Origin of the sequence: Spirillospora sp. NPDC048824 (assembly GCF_043198455.1) — a bacterium.
In the GTDB taxonomy this organism is placed as follows: domain Bacteria; phylum Actinomycetota; class Actinomycetes; order Streptosporangiales; family Streptosporangiaceae; genus Spirillospora.
In genome coordinates this window covers 431177-444717 of the sequence record NZ_JBICUS010000002.1, presented here as the reverse complement: position 1 = coordinate 444717, position 13541 = coordinate 431177, and the positions used below count along the sequence as shown (strand labels likewise).

11 protein-coding genes are annotated in these 13541 nt (G+C 71.9%); 9 read left to right on the top strand and 2 right to left on the bottom strand.

Translation table 11 applies throughout. The annotated features are described in order from the left end of the window. Nucleotides 1–46: 46 nt before the first annotated feature. Nucleotides 47–1435, top strand: a complete 1389-nt coding sequence (locus ACGFIS_RS05485) for a glycosyltransferase family 2 protein (RefSeq protein ID WP_392900073.1) — start codon at nucleotides 47–49, stop codon at nucleotides 1433–1435. A 41-nt stretch (nucleotides 1436–1476) separates the two neighbouring features. Then, on the top strand, nucleotides 1477–3333 hold the full coding sequence (locus ACGFIS_RS05480; protein WP_392969692.1) for a hypothetical protein: 1857 nt from the start codon (nucleotides 1477–1479) through the stop codon (nucleotides 3331–3333). Here the strand turns inward: ACGFIS_RS05480 and ACGFIS_RS05475 are convergent. Continuing rightward, nucleotides 3330–4973 carry an ArnT family glycosyltransferase gene (locus ACGFIS_RS05475; protein ID WP_392900079.1) on the bottom strand — a complete coding sequence of 548 codons (1644 nt, stop codon included), beginning with the start codon at nucleotides 4971–4973 and terminating at the stop codon, nucleotides 3330–3332. The genes ACGFIS_RS05480 and ACGFIS_RS05475 overlap by 4 nt on opposite strands. A 131-nt stretch (nucleotides 4974–5104) precedes the next feature. Between ACGFIS_RS05475 and metG the strand changes: the two genes are divergently transcribed. Together metG and ACGFIS_RS05465 are read left to right on the top strand one after the other, a co-directional pair. Further along, complete coding sequence (metG, locus tag ACGFIS_RS05470) at nucleotides 5105–6907, top strand: methionine--tRNA ligase (protein WP_392900082.1); 1803 nt, start codon at nucleotides 5105–5107, stop codon at nucleotides 6905–6907. Further along, complete coding sequence (locus ACGFIS_RS05465; RefSeq protein ID WP_392900085.1) at nucleotides 6904–7728, top strand: TatD family hydrolase; 825 nt, start codon at nucleotides 6904–6906, stop codon at nucleotides 7726–7728. Before metG ends, ACGFIS_RS05465 begins: the two co-directional genes overlap by 4 nt. Before the next feature lie 26 nt (nucleotides 7729–7754). On the opposite strand, the gene ACGFIS_RS05460 is transcribed toward ACGFIS_RS05465, so the two are convergent. After that, nucleotides 7755–8729, bottom strand: a complete 975-nt coding sequence (locus ACGFIS_RS05460) for a hypothetical protein (RefSeq protein ID WP_392900088.1) — start codon at nucleotides 8727–8729, stop codon at nucleotides 7755–7757. 264 nt (nucleotides 8730–8993) lie between these two features. Between ACGFIS_RS05460 and ACGFIS_RS05455 the strand changes: the two genes are divergently transcribed. The 5 genes from ACGFIS_RS05455 (at nucleotide 8994) to ACGFIS_RS05435 (ending at nucleotide 13331) form a co-directional block, all read left to right on the top strand. Then, nucleotides 8994–9803, top strand: a complete 810-nt coding sequence (locus tag ACGFIS_RS05455) for a transglycosylase family protein (RefSeq protein WP_392969689.1) — start codon at nucleotides 8994–8996, stop codon at nucleotides 9801–9803. Nucleotides 9804–9820: 17 nt separating this feature from the next. After that, nucleotides 9821–10702, top strand: a complete 882-nt coding sequence (gene rsmA, locus ACGFIS_RS05450) for a 16S rRNA (adenine(1518)-N(6)/adenine(1519)-N(6))-dimethyltransferase RsmA (protein ID WP_392969686.1) — start codon at nucleotides 9821–9823, stop codon at nucleotides 10700–10702. Between the two features lie 199 nt (nucleotides 10703–10901). Next, nucleotides 10902–12017: a glycoside hydrolase family 26 protein gene (locus tag ACGFIS_RS05445; RefSeq protein ID WP_392900097.1), complete on the top strand. Its 1116-nt coding sequence runs from the start codon at nucleotides 10902–10904 to the stop codon at nucleotides 12015–12017. Nucleotides 12018–12093: 76 nt separating this feature from the next. Continuing rightward, the gene (locus ACGFIS_RS05440) at nucleotides 12094–13014 is read left to right on the top strand and encodes a 4-(cytidine 5'-diphospho)-2-C-methyl-D-erythritol kinase (protein WP_392969814.1); all 921 of its coding nucleotides are present in this window, start codon (nucleotides 12094–12096) and stop codon (nucleotides 13012–13014) included. A 125-nt stretch (nucleotides 13015–13139) separates the two neighbouring features. Then, nucleotides 13140–13331 carry a hypothetical protein gene (locus ACGFIS_RS05435; protein ID WP_392900100.1) on the top strand — a complete coding sequence of 64 codons (192 nt, stop codon included), beginning with the start codon at nucleotides 13140–13142 and terminating at the stop codon, nucleotides 13329–13331. Nucleotides 13332–13541: the final 210 nt, after the last annotated feature.

The following is a 13541-nucleotide window of genomic DNA, read 5'->3' as shown; positions in this document are numbered from 1 at the left end:
GTGGAAAACACCGCAGACGGTCACCAGGGGTAACGAAGGAGATCGCGTGGAACTCTCCGTAGTGATGCCATGCCTGAACGAGGCCGAGACGGTCGAAACCTGCGTCCGCAAGACGATCGGCTTCTTCGAGGACAAGGGTATCGACGGCGAGGTGGTCATCGCCGACAACGGCAGCACCGACGGCAGCCAGCAGCTCGCCCGCGACGCGGGAGCGCGGGTCGTGCCGGTGATCGAAAAGGGATACGGCAACGCCCTGATGGGCGGGATCGCCGCCGCGCGCGGCAGGTACGTCGCCATGGGCGACGCCGACGACTCCTACGACTTCACCACCCTCGGGCCGTTCCTCGACGAGCTGCGCGACGGCGCCGACCTCGTCATGGGCAACCGCTTCAAGGGCGGCATCGCCGAGGGGGCCATGCCGCCGCTGCACCGCTACCTCGGCAACCCGGTGCTCAGCTTCGTCGGCCGGCTGTTCTTCGGCAGCAAGAGCGGCGACTTCCACTGCGGGCTGCGCGCCTTCGACAAGGAGGCGATCCTGCGGCTCGGGCTGCAGACCGGCGGCATGGAGTTCGCCAGCGAGATGGTCGTCAAGGCGACCCTGCAGGGATACGACATCCGCGAGGTCCCGACGACGCTCTCGCCGGACGGGCGGACGCGCGCCCCGCATCTGAACACCTGGCGTGACGGGTGGCGTCATCTCCGCTTCCTCATGCTCTACAGCCCGCGCTGGCTGTTCCTTATCCCCGGTCTCGTCTTCATGACTCTCGGACTGGTCGCCGGAGTCGCGCTGTCGACCGGACCGGTCACGGTCGGGGAGATCGCGTTCGACGTCGACACCCTGGTCGGCGCCGGCGCCGCACTGGTCATCGGCTTCCAGGCGGTGCTGTTCGCGCTGCTGACGAAGGTGTACGCGATGCAGGAGGGATTCCTGCCGCACGACGGCCGCGTCCAGAAGATCATCGACTGGTGGAGCCTGGAGCGCGGGCTGCTGCTCGGCGGCCTGCTCGCGGCCGCCGGTCTGGCCGGTCTCGTCGCGTCGCTGCTGCACTGGCGGGTCAACAGCTTCGGCGAACTGGACCCGCGTGAGTCGCTGCGCATCGTCGTCCCCGCCGCGACCGCGCTCGTGATGAGCTTCCAGGCCATCTTCGCCTCGCTGTTCGTCAGCATCCTCGGCATCCGCCGCCGCCAGCACCCGCCGCTCACCGACGCGGCCGAGGAGGCCGCCGGGGTCGTGGACGCCGCCGCGCAGAAGGTCGCCCGGGGCGAGGCCGAGGAGCCGGAGACGGCCGCCGGGCGTGCCGAGAAGACCGAGGCGGACAAGATCCCCGCAGGTCGCGCCGCCGCGAAGGCGGCCCCTGCGAAGGCGGCCTCTGTGAAGGCGGGGGTGCAGGCGTCCGAGGGCGACGTCGACGAGGACGGCTCGGCCGGGAGTTGACGGCCGGCCCGCCAGCCCGTGCCCGGGGGGCCCGTACGTCGATGAGCACGCGAATACCGGCGGACGCCGAGACCACGTCCCCGGCCGTCGCACTACCACCGGTCGCCCCCGCCGACCCGGGCGCCGTTCACGCCGGGGCGAGCCGACGCCGCTGGGCCTGGCTGTTCGGCCTCGGCTGGCTCGCGCAGGTCGCGGTGCGGCTCTGGCTGAGCTCGGGGCAGACGGTGCCGGTGGCGACACCGGACGAGTCCGGCTACCTGTTCGCCGCCCGCGTCCTGACCGGCGGTCCCGACGCCGACATGTCGTTCGGGACGATCTACCGGGGCGGGTATCCGCTGCTGCTGACGCCCGCGTTCTGGTTCGGCGACGAACCGGTCGGCGTCTACCGCGCCGCCCTGGTCATCAACGCGCTGGTCGGCGCGGCGATGCTGCCGCTCGCCTTCCTGCTGCTGCGCCGCCTGCGGGTCGGCGGGCGATGGTCGTACGTCTTCGCGCACGTGACGGCGATGCTGCCGTGCGTCCTGTTCTACTCCGGGTTCGTGCTGACCGACGCGGTCCTGCCGCTGATCCTGACCGGCTGGCTGCTGCTCGTCCACACCTGGCTGAACGCCCCACCCCCCGCGGACCGGCGCGCGGCCTCCCGCCTGCACCTGGCCGGGACGGGCGCGTCGCTCCTCGCCGCCTACGCCTACGCCTGCCACTCGCGCGGCGCGATCCTGCTGGCCGTGCACGCGGCGCTGCTGGCGGTCGCTCTGGTGTGCCGGTGGCGGTCGTGGCGCGGCGTGTCCGTCGCCGCGCTCGCCGCGGCCGCCGGGACGGCCGCGGGGACGCTGCTGAACCGGTCGCTGCTGCCGCACATGTACCCGCACGGCGACAACGACCTCGGCGGCAACGTCGCGCGGCGGCTCACCGGCGAGGACGGGTGGGCGTGGATTCTGTCGCTCGGCACCGGCCAGGTCTGGTACCAGGCCGTCGCCACCGGCGGCATGGCGGCGGTCGGCCTCGTCGCCGTCGCGTTCGCCGCGATCCGCCCCTCCGCCGCCGAGTCCGCCCTGTCGGGTACACCAGGCACACCGGGCGCGTACGGCACGTCCGGGCGGACGCGGGCGCTCGCACTCGCCGTCGTCGCGATCGTGGCGGGCATCGCGTTCGCCACCTCGGCTGCCCTGCCCGTCGAGTACCGCATCGGCAACTACGTGTACGGCCGCTACCTCGCCTGCATCACGCCGGTCCTGTTCATCGCCGGTGTCGCGGTCCTGCTGCGCGCGTCGCAGCGGACGCTGCTGTGGGCGTCGGCCGCGGCGGCCACCCTGATCCTCACCGCCGCGTGCGTCGTCCAGTGGTACGCGGGCGACCTGCTCACCCGGTACACCTACACGGCCTACGACTTCCCCGAGACGGCGTTCCTCACCTGGGACTGGACGTCGTTCCGCCTGTGGCACGCCACCCTGGCCGGTCTCGTGCTGCTCATCGCGTCCGTCGTGCTCGTCCGGCTGCGGCGCCGTGGCCCGCTGCTGCTCGCGGTGGTGCTGGCGGTCGTCGCCGTGGGGATGTGCCTCACCGCCACCGACCGCATCGCCCGCCCGCTGGTGCGCGACGCGACCGCGCACACCGACATCCGGCAGAGCATCGACCTGCGCGGCCGGCGGTCCATCGCCATCGACTGGAACGTCCCGTGGACGATCCGGCTCTCGCACTACTACTGGGCGTGGTGGAGCGAGGGCAGCGTCTTCAACGCCCGGTGGACCCCGCCGCCGCAGAACGTGGACGTCGTCGTCCTGGCGTGGCCGAAGGACGTCCCCGACACCGCGTCCTGGCCGCATGGAGCCCCGCCCGGCTGGCGCGTCGTCGACAGCCGCCGCACCATCGAAGGCGACTGGGTCGCCTGGTCCCGCTAGCTCCCCGGAGGCGGAGCCGGAGGGTTCCAGATCTGGAGGACGCCGTCGGAGGAGCGCCACATGAGGGTCCAGCCCCGCTCGGTGGACGGCTGCCAGCCGCCGCCGATCTGCGACTCCATGCCGCGCCAGCGCGTGTAGAGCATCGGCCCCTCGGTCGCGTTCCTCGGGACCTTCGGCAGATAGTGCGGGAAGTCGCGGATCTCGCCGCGCCACACCGGGTCGCCCCACACGTCCCGCGTGTAGAACGTGAGGGTCTGCGCGAGCCGCCGGTCGGCGCAGATCAGCGTGATCTCGCGGTGCTCGCCGAGGTAGCCGCGCAGCTCGTCCCACGCCTTGTCGCGCGGCAGGTCGGGGACGGCGCGGACGGCGGCGACCGCGTACGCACCGCCGAGCGCGACGGGTACGGCGCCGACGAGCACGACGGCGAGCGGGCGCAGCCGGGACGTGAGCCCGGCGGGCAGCATCCGCACCATCAGGGTCAATGACCCGAACCCGCCGGCGAGGAGCGCGGGCAGCACCGCGAACCAGTACCGCTGCAGCCACGCCCGCAGCTTGATGTCGTTCGGGTCGAGGACGCCGGAGAACAGCGTCAGCGGGACGGCGAGGGTGAGGAACCACACCAGGACCAGCGCGAGCCGCCGGTCGCGGGTGACCGCCCAGCCGACGATCGTGAGCGCCAGCGCGGCGGTGAAGACGAGGCCGAGCGGATGCCAGTCGTGCATCGCGCGCGTGAAGGAGCGGAGCGCGAGTTCGCGCGTCACGTAGTCGCGGGACTGGCCGCCGTGCGTGGCGGCCGACGCCAGCCCGGCGAGGGGCGTCCCCCAGACCAGCTGGTTGTGGACGAGGTTGAGCACCAGGATCGCGAGCATCGGCGCGCCGACCGTGACGTTGCGCCGCCACGGGATCCGCAGCAGCGCCAGGTACACGGGGATGGCGAGGAACAGGAACGCCAGGAACTCCCGGACCAGGAACGACGCGCCGAGGAACACCCCGGCGGCCAGCAGCATGCGGGTCTGGGCCCGCCCGGTCCTGCGGCTCGCGACGACCAGGCCGGCCATCCCGGTCGCGAACAGCCCGGCGCCCGGCATGTCCGGCAGCACCACCCCGGTCGACCAGGTGATCTCGTGGCCGTACGGGTTCGTCAGCGTGAAGAACGGGTGGACGAGCAGGATCGCCGCGGACGCCAGCCCCGCCACGTCCCCGAACAGGGACCGGACGACCAGGTACGTCCCGGCGAAGAACGCGCAGCCGCCGAGCGCGGCCACGACGAAGTAGGCGGTCTCGCCGGGCCCGAGGATCTCCTGGACGAGCCGCGCGGGAAGCACGAGACCGATCCGGGTGACCTGGTGGGGGACCTCGTCGTACGGCCACGTCGTGAGCGGGATGTCGGGCCAGGATCGGGCGGCGAGCCACACGTAGTACGGGTCGAAGTACAGCGGCGGCGTCATGATCACCCACTGCACGAGCACCGTGGCCGCCGCCACCAGCAGGGTCAGCCACACCACCCGCCGTGTCCGCCGCAGCCGGGAGACCACCCGTGCGGCCGCCGCGCGGCCGGGCCGGCCCGGCCGATCCGATTCGGTGCCCTCGTCTCCCGCCGCCTGCTCGACGCCCTGCTCGTCGGCCGTGGTGTGGGCCATGCTTCGCTTCTGCCTTCTACGGAGCCTGCTGTTACGGGGACGCTGCACGGCGGGGGAGCGTCCTGCCGCCGGGACGCCGGACCAGGCTACTCGCGCACACGGGCCCCTGTGACGCGACTACCCTTGATTTCATGTCCTCGTCAAGCCGTCACATCTTGACCGCGCCCGCATGGCCGTACGCCAACGGGCCCCGTCACATCGGGCACGTCTCCGGTTTCGCGCTGCCCGCCGACATGTTCTCCCGCTACCAGCGGATGGCGGGCAGCAAGGTCCTGATGGTCAGCGGCACCGACGAGCACGGCACCCCGATCCAGGTGCAGGCCGACAAGGAGGGCGTGACCGCCCGCGAGCTCGCCGACCGCTACAACGGCGTGATCGCCGAGGACCTGCACGGCCTCGGCATGTCCTACGACCTGTTCACCCGCACCACCACGCTGAACCACTACGCGGTCGTCCAGGAGATCTTCAAGGGCCTGTACGACAACGGCTACATCTTTCCGCAGAAGACGATGGGCGCGATCTCGCCGTCCACCGGCCGGACGCTCCCGGACCGCTACATCGAGGGCACGTGCCCGATCTGCGGGTACGACGGGGCGCGCGGCGACCAGTGCGACAACTGCGGCAACCAGCTCGACCCCGTCGACCTGATCAACCCGGTGTCCCGGATCAACGGGGAGAAGCCGAAGTTCGTCGAGACCGAGCACTTCATGCTCGACCTGCCCGCGTTCACCGAGGTCCTCGGCCGGTATCTGCGCGGCAAGCAGGGCGGGTCGCTGGCGTGGCGGCCGAACGTGCTGAAGTTCGCGCTGAACCTGCTGGACGACCTGCAGCCGCGGGCGATCAGCCGCGACCTCGACTGGGGCGTGCCGATCCCGCTGGACGGCTGGCGCGACAACCCGGCCAAGAAGCTGTACGTGTGGTTCGACGCGGTCGTCGGGTACTTCTCGGCGTCCGTCGAGTGGGCGCGGCGCGCGGGCGACCCGGAGGCGTGGCGGGCCTGGTGGCAGGACCCGGACGCCCTGTCGTACTACTTCATGGGCAAGGACAACATCGTCTTCCACGCGGAGATCTGGCCGGCGATGCTGCTCGGCTACTCCGGCCAGGGCGACAAGGGCGGCACGGCCGGTTCGCTCGGGGCGCTGAACGTGCCGACGGAGGTCGTGTCGTCGGAGTTCCTGACGATGGAGGGCAAGAAGTTCTCCTCGTCCCGCCAGGTCGTCATCTACGTGCAGGACTTCCTGGAGCGCTACGACGTGGACGCACTGCGGTACTACGTCGCGATCGCCGGGCCGGAGAACCAGGACACCGACTTCACGTGGTCGGAGTTCGTCCGCCGCAACAACGACGAGCTGGTCGCCGCGTGGGGCAACCTCGTCAACCGCTCGGTGAACATGGCGGCGAAGAACTTCGGCGCGGTCCCCGAGGCGGGCGACCTCACCGACGCCGACCGGGCGCTGATGGAGCGCAGCCGCAACGCGTTCCGGGCGGTGGGCGCCGAACTCGAGCGGTCGCGGTTCAAGAACGCGATCACCGAGGCGCTGGACGTCGTCCGCGACGCCAACCGGTACCTGTCGGACCAGGCGCCGTGGAAACTGAAGGACGACCCGGCACGCGTCCAGTCGATCCTGCACACCGCGCTGCAGGTCGTCGACGACGCCAAGACGCTGCTGACGCCGTTCCTGCCCAACTCGTCGCAGAAGGTGTACGAGATGCTCGGCGGGCGGGGCGTGTGGAGCGGCATGCCGGAGCTGAAGACGGTCTCCGAGGAGGGCGGCCCGGACTACCGCATCCTGACCGGCGACTACGCGACCGAGGCGCGCTGGGAGTCCATACCGGTCAAGCCGGGCGTTCCGCTGACCAAGCCGACTCCGCTGTTCACGAAGCTGGACTCGTCCGTCGTCGACGAGGAACTCGCCCGCCTGGAGAACCGGTGAGCCGCGACGGGGACGGGCAGAGCTCGCGCTCGTTCCCGCCGCTTCCCGAACGCCTGCCGGTCGACGTGTTCGACAGCCACTGCCACCTCGACATCGTCGACACGCCCGTGCAGGAGCAGCTCAGGTCGGCGAAGGCGGCGGGAGTCGCCCGGATCGTCACGATCGGCTGCGATCTGCCGTCGTCGCGTTTCGCGGTGGAGGCCGCCGGCGAGTTCGACGAGGTGTACGCGGCGGTGGCGATCCACCCGAACGAGACGACCGGGGTCTCCGGCGCCGTCCTGGACGACGTCGAGCGGCTGGCGGCGCACCCGAAGGTCCGCGCCATCGGCGAGACGGGCCTGGACTACTACCGCGACTGGGCGCCGAAGGACGACCAGCACCGCGCCTTCCGCGCGCACATAGCGATCGCGAAGCGGACCGGCAAGGCGCTGGTCGTCCACGATCGCGACGCCCACGACGACGTGCTGGCCATCTTGAGCGAGGAGGGCGCGCCCGACAGGGTCGTCTTCCACTGCTATTCGGGCGACGCCGCCATGGCGGAGGTCTGCGCCGAGAACGGCTACGTGATGAGCTTCGCCGGCAACGTCACGTTCAAGAACGCCGAGCCGCTCCGCGAGGCCCTGAGGGCGGCCCCGCTCGACCTGCTGCTGGTGGAGACCGACGCGCCGTTCCTGACGCCGATCCCGCACCGGGGCAAGCCGAACGCCTCGTACCTGATCCCGCACACGGTGCGGGCGATGGCGGAGGTGAAGGGCGTGGACGTGGCGGAGCTGTGCACCGCGATCGCCGCGAACGGAGAACGCGTCTTCGGCCCCTGGTGAGCCCGGCCGGTTCTCGGGCGGCCAGGTCAGTCGATGTTGATCAGCTGGATGAGGACGAGTGCGATGGCGGCGTCCCGCAGGAGAGGCGGCACGCCGTCCTCCATCCGCAGCACTCGCCGGCGGCGGAGCTTGGCTGCGGTGGCGGCCGGCCTGTCGCCGGCATCGCGGACCTCCAGCGTCGTCATGTTGCGGTTCTCGGCGGGCCCGGAGGTGCCGAGACCGGCGCCGGCGGGGTCCAGCAGCAGGTGGAAGAAGGGGCCCCGCTCGGTGTCCGGGCGGATGAGCAGCCTCGGGGCGCCCGACGGGTCGAGCAGCACGTGCTCGGGGTGCAGCCCGCGGTCCGAGCGGTGCTCAAGGTGCATCAGCGGCCGGCCGGCGGCGTCCACCACGGACTGGAACCGGTGCAGGCTGTCGCGCGACCCCAGCGTCGGCTGGTCACGGGTGCTCGCGGGGCGGCCCGGCAGTTCGAGGCGCCGGTGGCCGGGCGGGGGCTCCAGGCTCGTGGTGACGGTGGCGTACGGGGAGCCGTCCGGGCGGCGGACGCCTTCCCTTTCGGAGATCACGAGTACGTCGCCGGACGCGGCGAGCAGCGACTCGGCGAGCCTCCGGGCGGGGAGGATGAACCGCCGGCGGATCCAGACGAACAGGAACGCGAAGAACAGGACCGGCACCAGGCTGAGGAAGTAGTCCCATGAGCCGCCCCACCCGTTCGCGTAGGGGCCCAGGGGGCCGATCCGGACGGGGACGGCGTCGTCGTCGCGCCCATGGGTCTGCTCGTAGTCGAGTCCGTAGATCTCGCCTTCGCCGTGCTCTCCGTCCTCGGTGCGCCAGGTGCCGTGGCAGGTCGCCCGGCCCCCCCGACCCGAGCCGGCGACGCATTCGGCGACGGTCGCGGTGGCCCGCTCGCCCTCGGCGAAGGTGTACGCCAGAACGGCCGGATAGAACGCCCAAGCGCAGATGGCGATGGCGATGAGCCCGATGATCAGAATTCGGCGGCGCATGGTCGTGGGACGTGTCCTCTCAAGCGGAGGTTCCGCGGAGGTGCGGATGTGCGGCTTTCCGACCGTCGGCGGCCAACGGATCACGGGCCTGGTACCTTGGCGTTCCGTTCCCGAGTGATCGCGTTTTGTGGCGATTTCTGGGTGCGACGGGGGCGCATGTGGGTGATGAGGTGGCGGAGGACGGGCGGGTGGCTCTAATCTCTGGCCGTTGAGCGGGCGCCCCCGAGCCCGGCCCCCTGGAGGAACCTCTTGTCTTGGAATTCCGTGCGTCGCGGCCCCCGGGCCCCCGCCGTCCCCGTCCTGGTGGCGGCCGCGCTGATGGCGGCGGGCTGCGGCGGAGGCGGGACGGACCCGAAGAGCATGGCCGCCGCGGACGCGCCCCGTACCAGCGCGCCCGCGCCGCGCCAGGTCCTCATCGTGGTCGACGGCGAGAAGACGCAGACGATGACGACCGGCGCGACCGTCCAGCAGGTCCTCGACCAGGCCAAGATCACGCTGGGTCGGTACGACCTGGTCAAACCGGCCGTCGACCAGCCCGCCGGGGACATCGTGAAGATCATGCGGCTGCTGTCGGCTCCGAAGCTGAAGACCGTCAAGACGCCCGCCAAGACGATCCGCAAGAAGAGTTCCTCGGTGCCGCCGTTCAGCGAGAAGGTGCTGCGCGAGGGCAAGTCCGGCATCAAGATCGTGAAGTGGGCGTACGTTCCGCGCAAGGGCAAGAACGGCAAGGTCAAGAAGGTCAAGAAGGTCCTGGCGCAGAAGGTGAAGCGCAAGCCGGTCGCGCGGATCCTCGCGGTCGGCCCGCAGTCGGCGGGCGGCGGTGCCGCCGCCGGGCTGAACTGGCAGGGGCTCGCCAAATGCGAGTCCGGCAACAACCCGAAGGCCGTGAACCCGGCCGGGTACTACGGGCTCTACCAGTTCTCCATGGCGACGTGGCAGTCGGTCGGCGGCACGGGCAGGCCGTCCGACGCCAGCGCGGGCGAGCAGACCTACCGAGCGCAGCTCCTCTACAAGAAGGTGGACGGCCGCTGGCAGGGGCAGTGGCCCAACTGCGGCAAGTTCCTGTTCTCCTGAGCTGGAACACTTGTCTTGTGGGGGAGACATCGAGCCTGCTCAGGCCGGCGGACGTGCGGGAGCTGGCCGAGCGGCTGGGCATCAGGCCGACGAAGACGCTCGGGCAGAACTTCGTCATCGACGCCAACACCGTCCGGCGGATCGTCCGGGCGGCGGGGCTGAGCCCCGGCGACGTCGTCATCGAGGTGGGGCCCGGTCTGGGGTCGCTGACGCTGGCGCTGCTGCCGGCGGTACGGCGCGTCGTCGCGGTGGAGATCGACGCGGCGCTGGCGGCCGAGCTGCCCGCCACGGCCGAGGCGCGAGCCCCGGGCCTCGCGGCACGGCTGGAGGTCGTGCACGCCGACGCGATGAAGATCACACACCTGCCGGGGCCGGAACCCACGGCGCTCGTCGCGAACCTGCCCTACAACGTCGCGGTGCCGGTCGTGCTGCACCTGCTGGCGACCCTGCCGTCGCTGCGGTCCGCGCTGGTCATGGTGCAGGCCGAGGTCGCCGACCGGATGGTCGCGCCACCCGGCGGCAGGATCTACGGCGTGCCGTCGGTGAAGCTCGCCTGGTTCGGCGCCGCGCGCCGCGCCGGGGCGGTCGGGCGCGCGGTGTTCTGGCCCGCCCCGAACGTGGACTCGGGGCTCGTCGCGTTCACCCGCCGTGAGCCGCCGACGACCACGGCGACCCGCGAGCAGGTGTTCGCGGTGATCGACGCCGCGTTCGGGCAGCGCCGCAAGACGCTGCGGGCGGCCCTCGCCGGCTGGGCCGGGTCCCCGGCCGCCGCCGAGGAGGCGCTGCGCGCCGCCGGCGTCGACCCGCGCGCGCGGGGCGAAGCTCTGGACGTGGCCGCCTTCGCCCGCATTGCCGAGTATGGTCCTTCAGTCCGGGCATTTGATCCCGAGGCTCCCTGAGTGTGTTCGATGCGGGTGCGTTCGATGCGGGTGTGCTCGCGGCGGATGTGTTTCACGGCCGGTGTGTTTCGCCGGTGTGTTTCGCCGGTGTCTTCACGGCCGGTGTCTGTACGGCAGGTGGGACGAAGCCGGTGTGTGACGGAGTGGACTGGGCGGACATCGCCCCGGGGACACCGAGAATCGGTACGAGCGGAGGTCGATGGTGAAGGCGCGTTCGCGGACGGCGCGGGCGAGGTTGCCGATCGCGGGGACGGCCCTGCTCGCCACCGCGGCGATGATCGCGACGGTGGCGGCGGGCTGCGGGGGCGGCGCGGGCGCGGCACCGAAGATCACGACCACGGCGCGGGCGGGTGTGGCGCCGGTCCCGCCGGGGGAGGGCGCCTACTTCGGGGCCTGGGTGCCGCCGGAGGAGTCCGCGAAGCCGTCCGAGTCCCCGTCCGAGTCCCCGTCCGAGTCCCCTTCCGGCTCGCCGGAGAATTCGCCGTCCGGTGAGGATGCCGGCAAGCCGGGCATGGCGCCGATCGTCGGCTTCGAGGGGGAACTCGGGCGGCGGCTCGACGTCGTGCACAGCTACCGCGGCTGGAAGTCCGACTTCCCGGCGGGGTTGGAGAAGTCCGTCGTCGACGGCAACCGCTACCTGCTGCTCACCTGGGGCGGCGCCGACACCAGGAAGGTCGTCCAGGGCGAGTACGACGAGCTGATCCAGCGGCGCGCCCGCGCGGTCAAGGACCTCGGCAAGCCGATCTTCCTGCGCTGGTCGCGGAACATGGACGCGGCGTCGGCGAGGAAACAGGTCCACTCGCCCGACGACTTCATCGCGGCGTGGAAGCACCTGCGGCGGATCTTCGAACAGGAGCAGGTCCGCAACGTCGCCTGGGTGTGGTGCCCCACCGCCCGCGGATTCGGCGGTACCGCCGGCGCCGGCGCGTTCTATCCGGGCGACGACCATGTCGACTGGATCTGCGCCGACGCCCTGCGCGGCGGCGCCGACTACCGCGACCTGTCGGAGGACCTGAAGTCGTTCACGGAGTGGGCACGGGACCGCCCCAAACCCATCATGATCGCCGAATTCGGCGTACCGCAGTCCTACGGTGAGCGCCGCGCCGAATGGCTCCGTGAGGCGGCCAAGACGCTCCAGGACCCGCAGGTCAAGGCCGTCATCTACTTCAACTCCGACGAGCTGGCCGACAACGCCCGCGACAAGCGCCACGCGTACTCGGTGACCGGCGACAAGCAGGCCTTCTCCGCGCTCCGCGAGCTCGCCACGACCCCCTACTTCAATCCCCGCAACCTCCCGGTGACCAGCGGCGACTGACCCCGGCGGCGGCGCCGGCCCCGGGGGGACGTCACCGGAGATACCGACAGGCCGTAGGGTTTCGGGCGTGAGCGCAGTGACCGTACGCGTCCCCGCCAAGGTCAACCTTCAGCTCGGCGTGGGGCCGACCCGCGATGACGGCTACCACGACCTCGTCAACGTGTTCCACGCCGTGTCCCTGTTCGACGAGGTCACGGCCGCGCACGCCGGGCGGCTGGAGGTGCGCGTCCAGGCCGCCCCGCACTCGCGGGTCGCGGTCGAAGGCGTCCCCGCCGATGACGACAACCTCGCCGTCAGGGCCGCCAGGCTGGTCGCCGCGCGGCTGGACGTCGAGCCGCACGTCGCGCTCCGGATCCGCAAGGCCATCCCCGTCGCGGGCGGCATGGCGGGCGGCAGCGCCGACGCCGCCGCCGCGCTGGTCGCCTGCGCCCGGCTGTGGGACGACCGGGAGCAGCCCGTCCTCGCCAGGGACGACCTGATGGAACTCGGCGCGGAACTCGGCAGCGACGTGCCGTTCGCCGTCCTCGGCGGCACCGCGGTCGGCGTCGGACGCGGCGAGCGTCTCACCTCCGCCCTCACCCGCGGAACCTTCCACTGGGTGTTCGCGACCGCCGACGGCGGCCTGTCCACCCCCGCCGTCTACGCCGAATGCGACCGGATCCGCGAGGCCGCAGGGGAGGGCGCGCCGCGGCCGAGCGTGTCCGAGGAGCTCATGACGGCGCTCGCCACCGGCGACGCCAAGGGCCTCGGCGCCGCCCTGACCAACGACCTGCAGGCCGCCGCGCTGTCGCTGCGGCCGTCGCTGGGCCGCGTCCTGGGCGCCGGCCATGATCTCGGCGCGGCCGGCGCGGTCGTCTCCGGTTCCGGGCCCACCTGCGCGTTCCTCGCCGAGACCGAGGAGGACGCGGCCGGTCTCGCGGTCGCGCTGGACGCCACGGGCGTCGCCGCGCAAGTGCTGCGGGCATCCGGTCCCGTCCCGGGCGCGACCGTGGTGTGACGCTCGTGGTGTGACGGGTCGTGGTGTGACGGCGGCGGTAGCTGCGCTCGTCACACAAGCGAACTTCGTGCCCGCGGCGGACGTCTTGTACCCGTGACACCGATTCCCTCCGACGAGGAGGACCGATGACGTATCTGTCCGGGCTCCTGGCTCTCGTGGCGGTCGCGATGCTGGCGACGCTCGTCCTGCTGGCCGTGCGCCGCGACCGCGCCCTCCGCCGCAACGCGCCCGGTTCGGTGGTGGCGCGGCGGCCGCAGGCCACTACTCTTGGGGCACGGAGCGAGGGCGGGCCGGCGTCGCCCCCTGCCGTGCGCTGAGCTCCCCCCGATCTGTGAGGCCCGTTTGTTTTCGTTCGCCACGCTGCTGGCTGTAGTCGCCCTGCTGGTCCTCGTGCTCGCCGTCGTGGTCGTGGTGATCGCCGTCGCCACGTCCTCGGGCCGGAGGAAGAACCAGAGCCTCCCGCCCGGATACGGCCCGCCCGGGAACCCTCCCCCCGGATACGGTCCGCCCGGCCAGGTCCCACCGGA